This is a genomic window from Rhodococcus sp. PAE-6, from assembly GCF_025290685.1.
Taxonomy (GTDB): domain Bacteria; phylum Actinomycetota; class Actinomycetes; order Mycobacteriales; family Mycobacteriaceae; genus Rhodococcus; species Rhodococcus pyridinivorans.
Genome location: NZ_JAOCLZ010000024.1, coordinates 22,081 through 29,674, shown reverse-complemented (window position 1 = coordinate 29,674; position 7,594 = coordinate 22,081). Strand labels below are relative to the sequence as shown.

The following is a 7,594-nucleotide window of genomic DNA, read 5'->3' as shown; positions in this document are numbered from 1 at the left end:
ACCCCACGTCCTCTTTTCACGCCACACCGTTCGGATGTCTTTGCTGTCGTCGGTGACTCTCTGGTGAGAAAACCTCACTACGTCGAGCGTGCGACCCGCGTCGGAGGACGCAAGAAGCGAGCCGGAACGGCTCGGTCATCCGATCCGAATTCTCCGAGCTCCAAGGAGATTCGAGAGTGGGCGGTTGAAGAAGGTTTCGAGGTTCCCGCCCGAGGACGTCTGCCTCAATCCCTCGTCGACGAGTACGTCGCTGCTCACTGACAACTAGCTCTCTGCAGTAGCATCGGCTCACTGCTTCGCGCCGTCTTCGTCCACCGTGGTTGGAGCACTCGTGATGGGCCAAATCTAGGGAGGTCGAGTCAGTGCGATCGACAATGAGGAAATAGGGAGAATGCGTGGCCGTCTTCGGGTGGCGATAACTGGACGACACTGCTCGAGTGCCCTGCCGTATCCGATCGGCAGGGCACTTTTGTGTTTTTGTCGCGGACAGAATGTCAGGGATAAGAAGGGCGCGGTGAGGTGCTCGCGTCGAGAGTATCGACGTCCTTCGATGCTGACCGATGTCGTCGCTATCCATTCAGCTGTTTCGGTAGTTACTGTCCCGGCGTCTTGGGGCACACGGCAGAGCGTAGGCCCTCGGGTGATGTGCGAGTCCGCAACCGCACCGTCGTCTCTCGCCGGGTGTGGTCTATCTCGAATGCCGCTTTGATACGGGCGGTGCTGTCGACCGTCGCGTAATTGGATCTGGCGCACTTTCCGTGAAGTCACTGCCACGCTTCGTTATTCGAGGTGGATGACGCGCTTGCGCAGCAGGTCGAGGTTGGCTCGCCCGTACATCTGCCGCTTGAGCATTTTGATTCTGTTCACGTGCCCTTCGACCGGCCCGGAGTTGTGTTCGAGGGTTAGTCCGGCGGTGACAGCATCGAGGTCACGGCGCAGGCCGGTGGTGAAGGACTGCAGGGCCGGTGATCCGGTGGCATCGACGTCGCTCATCCACTCGGGGAGTTCGTGTCCGCGCCGCTCGGTCATGAGCTCGGCGAAGCCGCGAACGTGTCCCTGCAGCGCGTTCAGTGCGGGACTGCGTTCGAGGATGTCGGCGAGACGGTGGCTGTCGACGTCGGTGAGACGGTCGGGTCGGGCGGTCAGCCACCCCGTGACCTGCCGGACGGATGGCACCGGCGGCGGTGCCGGGCGCGTCCGATGCGCAGCACGCAGTGGTGCCAGGAACCGACGGACGGTCTTGGCACTACCCCGGTAGCCGCATTCGGTGATCTCCGCCGTCAGGCGGGTGCCATCGGTGCACGGGCGTGGCCCCTGGATAGTGGACACTGGGTGTGTACGTCAAGCGGCCTGATCGAGGGTAGACCCATGGTCGACCTCGAAGTCAAGTGGTGATCGGTTCCGCAGTGATGAGTGCCGTCGGCGTGTGTTGTATCGAGTGATCCAGCGGAAAACCTCGGTGCGGCATTGCGCTTCGTCGATCCAGCGTTTCGCGCCCTGAAGCGTCTCCCGCTTCAACGACGCATTGAAGGACTCGGCCATCGCGTTGTCGGCGCTCGACCCGATCCGGCCCATCGATTGCCGCACGCCGTGCCGGCGACATGTCGCCTGGTAGTCCGAGGAGGTGAATTGACGGCCGTGGTCGGAGTGAAAAATAGCTCCTTCCAGCGACCCTCGGGCCGCCGCCGCATTGTCGAGCGCGTTCTCCACGAGCTCGGTACGCATGTGATCTGCGATCGACCAGCCGACGAGCCGTTTGGAACACACGTCGATCACGGTCGCCAGGTAGAGGAACTCACCGGTGCTGCTGTGCGGAAGATAGGTGATGTCACCAACGAATACTCGTCCAGGCTCGTCAGCGGTGAAATCACGGTTGACCAGGTCTTCGAAGACCTGCGCCCCAGGATCTTTGATCGTCGTGTTCTTCGGTTTACGCAGGTGCACACCGACGATGTTGTTCTGTCGCATCAACCTGGCTACCCGCTTGTGATTGACCGTGCCCGGCACCGCGTCATCATCGGCCAGTTCGGCGGTCATCCGCCGGTAACCGAGGGTGTGGTCCCATTCCTGGTGGTGGGCACGTATTCGGTCGACAAGCGCCGCATCGGCCTGCTGGCGGGCACGCCGAGCCGCCTTTCCGGCTCGCCACTTGTAGTAGCTCGACCGGTGGATGCCGAGCACCGTGCACATCCGCTTCACCTCATGGGTGTCTCGGTGGTCGTCAACGAACCGGAAGCGGATCACCAGTTCGTCTCTGCCGCGAAATATTTCGTGGCCTTGCGCAGGATGTCTCGTTCCTCGCTGAGCTTGTCGTTCTCCGCGACCAAAGCCTGGTTGCGGGCCCGAATCTGCTCGATCTCGGCCTGCATCCGCGCACACTGCTCCTCGGGTGTCTCCGAGGCATCCACGCTCTTCTCGGGCGCAGACCGCGCCATCGCGGCCTTCTTACGCGCCAAATGCACCCACGTCTTCAACGACCCCCGAGCGACTCCCAGATCCGCGGCCAACGACGAGTACGACACTTCCGGGCGACTCTCGTAGAGTCGCACGGCGTCGGCCTTGAACTCGTCAGAGTATTTCTTCTTCGTCATGGTGATGTCCTGCATTCTCCGGCCCAGTATGGGCCAGTGTCAGCGTGTTCACCACCCAGGGGCTACCCCCAGCTGTTCTGCGTGAACGTCTGGCCTACCCGTTTGAATGGGCGCATGATCGCCCAGCACACAACGGTGAGCAGCACCATGAACCACAATCGCCAGGACCCGTCGACCTGTCCGTCGGCATCGACGTAGAGCTGCACGAGCGCCATCAGGTACAGCGCGACGATGACTGCACCGGCCACGCCCCACACATAGGCGGTGGCGAGCATGCGCAGGATGCGGCCCAGCCAACCACCGGCGATCATCGCGAACGGCACCCACAGTGGCGCGAACAGGATGGCGAAGCGGATCGCGAGCAGTGCGGTGATCTTCAGGATCGAGGCGCCGATCCACAGCATCGATGGCATCGCCAGTTTGATCATGCCGATGAAACCGGTCGAGGTGCGGCCGGAGTCTTTGCCCTGAAACTGGTAGTAGGACAACTGATGGTCGGATTCCAGCGACGCGACGATCTCGCGGAACGTGTCGGCCTTCTGGGCGGCGAGTTCGGCCTGGGCGTCCGGGTCGTTCTTGACGCGCTCCTGCTCTTCGTACGAAAACGCCAGCGAATCACGCAACTTCGGACCGAGCCCGGCTGTGTCCGCATCGTCGTAATTGGTGCCGAACCAACCCGTGCGCCAATCGGGAAGGAAAACTTGGTCGATCAGCACGTTGCGCGGGTCGGTCGGTCCACCGGTAAGTGTGCCGCCGCCCGGGCCGTCCCCGAACTGGACCGAGAAAATCTGATCCTGAGTATCGGTGATCAGCGAGCCGAACGTGTCGTCGGTGACCTGAACCGCCTTTTGCGGTGCACCGACCATCAGCGCCCCGAGCATCAGCCCGGCCGCTGCGATTGCCGAGGTTTGGGTAACGCCGGCGGTGTCTGCCTTCAGCGACTTCCACAGCACGATCACAGCGACGACAGTCAGTGCAATCCCCAGCCACTGTCCGTAGACCCCGCGCATGCCGTCGCTGATCGAGTAGACGATCCGGTCGAACTGTTCGAGTGCCGAGTCGACCCCGGCATCAAGCGCGTCGCGTCCGGTCTTGGTTTGGTCGTCGAGCCAGAACGCCGCGGCCGCCAGTGACTTCCCGATCGTCAGGAAGGTGTTGCCCAGCGTGGTGTCGTTGACCGCGCCGGGAGCGCGCACTAGATCCTCACCGCAGCCGAGGTCGTAGGTGTGCCATTTCAGTCCGGCCCAACCGTAGCTTTCATAACCCGTGCCACCCCCACCTTCGATCGGCGGCCGGTTGGCGCTGGACGAGTCGAAGGTCGTCTCGACGGTCTCATTGGGGAACTCCGGGGCCGGTACGTCCTTGCAGTCGAAGCCGCTGGCTGTGGCCACCCCGGTGCCGACCCCAATCAGGACGACCGCAGCGAACATCAGTACGACCAGAACACGGACCACCAGCCCCACAGGCTGCCCGACGTAGCGGACGGAGAGTGACAGTGCCGGGAGAATCCGGCGTGCTCGTTGCGCGCTCATGCAGGAGTGTCCATCGCGGCGCGGGTCGCGCGGGAATCGAGCGCGGCGAATACGTGTGCCAGGTGGACGAAGTGGGTCCAGTCCGAGCGGACCAGTTCGATGTCGTCAGCCATCTTCACGATGAACCGGCGTGCCTGGTCGAGGTGCTCGGTGTCGGTGTCCTCATCGAGGGTGTCTTCTCCGCCACCACCGAGATCGGCCAACAACGCTTCGTAGCCTTCCCCGGCAGGAAGGTTCAGTAGTTTGAGGGCGCCGTCGATGGCATGGGTGTTGCCACCGAGATCGCCGATGATGACCTCGTAGGTCAATGCGGACTTGTCGTCGCTGCCGCCGACGCCGAGATAGTCGTCGGGCAGCTGCGAGCACACCAACGCGCGAACCTTGTACTTGCGCGAGTCGCGGGCGATGCGCAGATTCAGGGTGCGGCCGGCACCGGTTTGTTCGAGGTACTTGTTCTCGTCGAGAAACAGCACCTTGCGCTCAAAGCGGGGCAGTTCGTAGACGAGCCGGTTCGCAAGCCACGCGGCCATGTGCATGAGCGGGCCGGCCATGCGTTGCTGCGGGGTCCACTGCGACGGGTCGGTGCCGGTGGGTGGGAGCTGCAAGCCGGGCATCGTCAACACCGTCAGTCGAGTGTTGTTGTCGACGATGTCCTCCGGCTCACCGGTGGTGCCCGCTTCGGGGAAGAGCACGCGGGCCTCGGCGAGATCAGCCATCATCGACAACTCCTGATGCACGCTGCGCGCACAGGTACGCAGATCAAGGTTCTCGTCGTCGCGACCGAGCGCGGCGATCGCGTCGAGGACTTCGCGCAGGTTGTGGTGCCGTCCGCCGCCGACGGTGTTCGCCGCGGTCTGCAGGACGGTTTCGGTCCACTCGTGCTCGAGCCGGGCGGGGGAGAGCATCATCTTCAGCACCGACACCGCCACCGAGATCCGCTCGGCCTGCGCGGCCCGCAGGTCGGCTTCGTACTGCGACTGGGCTGCGGTGACGGGATCGGCATCGTCGGCGTAGTCCGGATTGGTCGGGTCGTAGTCGGGGTCGTCGCGGCGCGGATCGACGATCACCCGATAAGGGTTGAGGGAGCCGGGCCGCGAGGTGCGCCCCGTCAACGCCTGAACTTCGGCGATACCCCGGAACTCGGGGAGCTGCGCGAGTTTCTTGAGCGGTCCGGATGGGTCGAGCACCACCCCGTAGGCGCCGGCACGTACCGCTTGGTAGACGAGGATCCCGGCCAGGAACGTTTTGCCCGAGCCGGGTACCGCCACGATCGGGGTCAGACCGGACTTGTGTTTCTTCTCATGCGCGGCGAACAGATCCCACACCGCGGGTCGGGGCGCGATCGAGGCTGTTTCGCCGATCACCACGCCGGTGCGGTCCCCGATCCGGTCGCCGACCGCGGCCATCCCGGCGGAGACGGTTTCGACACTCATGCGCCGGCAGTGCGCGATGTTGGCGAGCGGCTCACCGGGGAGGAATTCGCGCAGCAGTTGGTACTGGCCGTGCTCGTGTTCGAGGCGGATGCGCGGGGCGTACATCTCCTGAAGCATCGAGACCTTCTGCTTCGCCTCGTCCGGGGACGAGCCGACGACAAGCACCCGGTACCAGCCGTCGGTGCGCACCGACAGGCCGGAGTGGTCGTCTTCGATGTCGGAGAGCACCCGTTGAGCGAGCGCGTGCTGTTCGGCGAGTTCCTGCGGTGGTACCTGGTCGTGTTCGACGGTGTAGTGGTCGAACTGCGCCTCGATGCGCGCGGTGAGCCGGCGCAGACTGCGGATGGTCTGGCTCTTGGTCTTCAACCGGATGCGTTCGGACCATTCGAGCGGTTCACCGGAGGAGTCGCCGATGACCTGCCAGGGCAGCATCCGCTCCGGGATCGGCAACGGCGCCATGCGCCCGACCGTGAGCACGATCGCGTAGCCGGTGTAGTCCCGGCCACCGACCTGTCCGCGCACAGTGGTGTACCCGTCACCGGGGGTCAATTCGAGGTCGGTGAGGTCCTCGAGCGCAGCAACATCGGAGTGTTCCCAGTCCCCACCGCCGGAGATCACGCCCTCGGCATCGAGCGGCAACCCCAGTGAGGCCGAGCGCAGCAGCAGATAGTCCATCTGCGCGGCGGTGGCGGGCTTGGCACGCACCCCCTGTCCCGAGAGGATGCGTTCGATCGTGGCGAGGTGCTCGGCGAGCGCCTTCTGCTCGTTGAGGAACGCCGTGTGCGCCCACGAGCGGACGAGTCTCGCGATCCGGCCGAGCAGCGGTGTATCGACGGCGGGCAGCAACCATTCGGAGATGGTGTCGAGCCCGACCGCGAGCGCCGAGCGCGGGGGTAGTTCGATGCCCCAGTAGCGGCCCTTGAGAGTGGGGTTGCCCCACAGCATGGCGTGCTGCTGACCGCGCAGATAGTCCGGCCACGACAACGCGCGCGGCACATCCGCGATCGGTTCGGCCCACCCGTCGTGAGCTTGCGCCCACTGGCGCACCGGCCACGGGGTACGCACCAGCCGGCGGTGTAGACCGGTGACGCCGGCTTCGGCGAGGTTCGCCAGCACCAACGCTTCGCTGCGGATGTAGCGGCGCTGCCGGGCGACCGGGCGCATGTTCCACGGCCCTGGTGGTTGGACGAACCACGCTGTGGACTGGCTACGGGTGCGGGTGATGTTGCCTTCGACCCCGATCAGTTGCAGCCGCACTGCTTTGCGCGTGCGAGCGGCGCGCTTGGCGGCGGTCTTGGTTTGCCGGGTGAACTCCGCGTCGGTGTCGGCAGACGTGCCGCGCTTGGTGCGGCCGCGCCTGCGCTGTGCGGGCGGTGCGTCTGCACTCGCTGCGGTGGTGGAAGTGGTCACCGGAGCAGGGGCGGTGATGCTGCTGTCGGGCACCTGGGACCACGCCAGCTCCGCGGCCTGCGTCGCGTCCGCATTCGGATCCGGAACCGGGGGCGGGGAGGCGATGCGGTGTGCTGCCATCGCCGCCGCCCACGACGGGGGCAACGCACCCGGCGGCACGATCGCCGGTGCGGGCTCGTCGAAATTCGGATCGAACAACGCGGCAATGTCGTTGTCAGGCTGGACAGCCATCGTCAGCAGTTCCCTTCGCTCGACGCTGCGGGGGCGTACTGCGCGAGGCACGCATAGCAGCGGGAATGGTGAAGACGACGGTCTGTCCTGCCTTGGGCGGGCGCGGTGCAGTCAGGTCGTTCCACGCAGCTCGGATCACCGACCGGACCGAACGGTCGGCGTTGACGTACTTCGTCACCCGCGCAGTGATCACGACACCGATCCCGACGATCACCACCAGAGACTGGAAGCCGAGCGGCACCTGCACGACCGCGCGGGCGAGGACGAACACCGTCGCGGTGATGAGCGCGCCGAGTCCGACTGCGGCGTAGCGGAGGCGGAACGGCAGCGTGAAGCCGGTCGGGCCGAGATAGTGCCGGTCCACGCGGTGCAGCATGTCGTCGTTGTCGATCACGAT

5 protein-coding genes and 1 pseudogene are annotated in these 7,594 nt (G+C 65.0%); 1 reads left to right on the top strand and 5 read right to left on the bottom strand.

The window, feature by feature from the left end; genetic code table 11:
* Window positions 1-63 precede the first annotated feature (63 nt).
* Window positions 64-261, top strand: coding sequence for a histone-like nucleoid-structuring protein Lsr2 (locus NVV99_RS24505; protein ID WP_231912171.1), 198 nt, complete (start codon window positions 64-66; stop codon window positions 259-261).
* 519 nt (window positions 262-780) lie between these two features.
* Here NVV99_RS24505 and NVV99_RS24500 read toward each other — a convergent pair.
* From NVV99_RS24500 to NVV99_RS24480, 5 genes and pseudogenes are all read right to left on the bottom strand, one after another.
* The gene (locus NVV99_RS24500; protein ID WP_257606233.1) at window positions 781-1,329 is read right to left on the bottom strand and encodes a transposase; all 549 of its coding nucleotides are present in this window, start codon (window positions 1,327-1,329) and stop codon (window positions 781-783) included.
* A gap of 12 nt (window positions 1,330-1,341) precedes the next feature.
* Window positions 1,342-2,591, bottom strand: a protein-coding gene (locus NVV99_RS24495; RefSeq protein WP_153008490.1) for an IS3 family transposase whose coding sequence is annotated in 2 segments (ribosomal slippage) — window positions 1,342-2,261 and window positions 2,261-2,591 — 1,251 coding nt in all. Because the reading frame shifts where the segments join, the coding sequence is not laid out codon by codon here.
* Window positions 2,592-2,665: 74 nt separating this feature from the next.
* A pseudogene (locus NVV99_RS24490) lies at window positions 2,666-4,021 on the bottom strand (hypothetical protein); the annotation flags it as partial.
* A gap of 98 nt (window positions 4,022-4,119) precedes the next feature.
* Entirely contained in the window at window positions 4,120-7,197 is a 3,078-nt protein-coding gene (locus NVV99_RS24485; protein ID WP_064257741.1) for an ATP-binding protein, read from the bottom strand.
* The gene (locus tag NVV99_RS24480) at window positions 7,181-7,591 is read right to left on the bottom strand and encodes a hypothetical protein (RefSeq protein ID WP_064257742.1); all 411 of its coding nucleotides are present in this window, start codon (window positions 7,589-7,591) and stop codon (window positions 7,181-7,183) included. Before NVV99_RS24480 ends, NVV99_RS24485 begins: the two co-directional genes overlap by 17 nt.
* Window positions 7,592-7,594: the final 3 nt, after the last annotated feature.

Bases quoted from the DNA above. Each gene is read 5' to 3' on its own strand.
- NVV99_RS24485 (WP_064257741.1), bottom strand. From the start codon at position 7,197: ATGGCTGTCCAGCCTGACAACGACATTGCCGCGTTGTTCGATCCGAAT.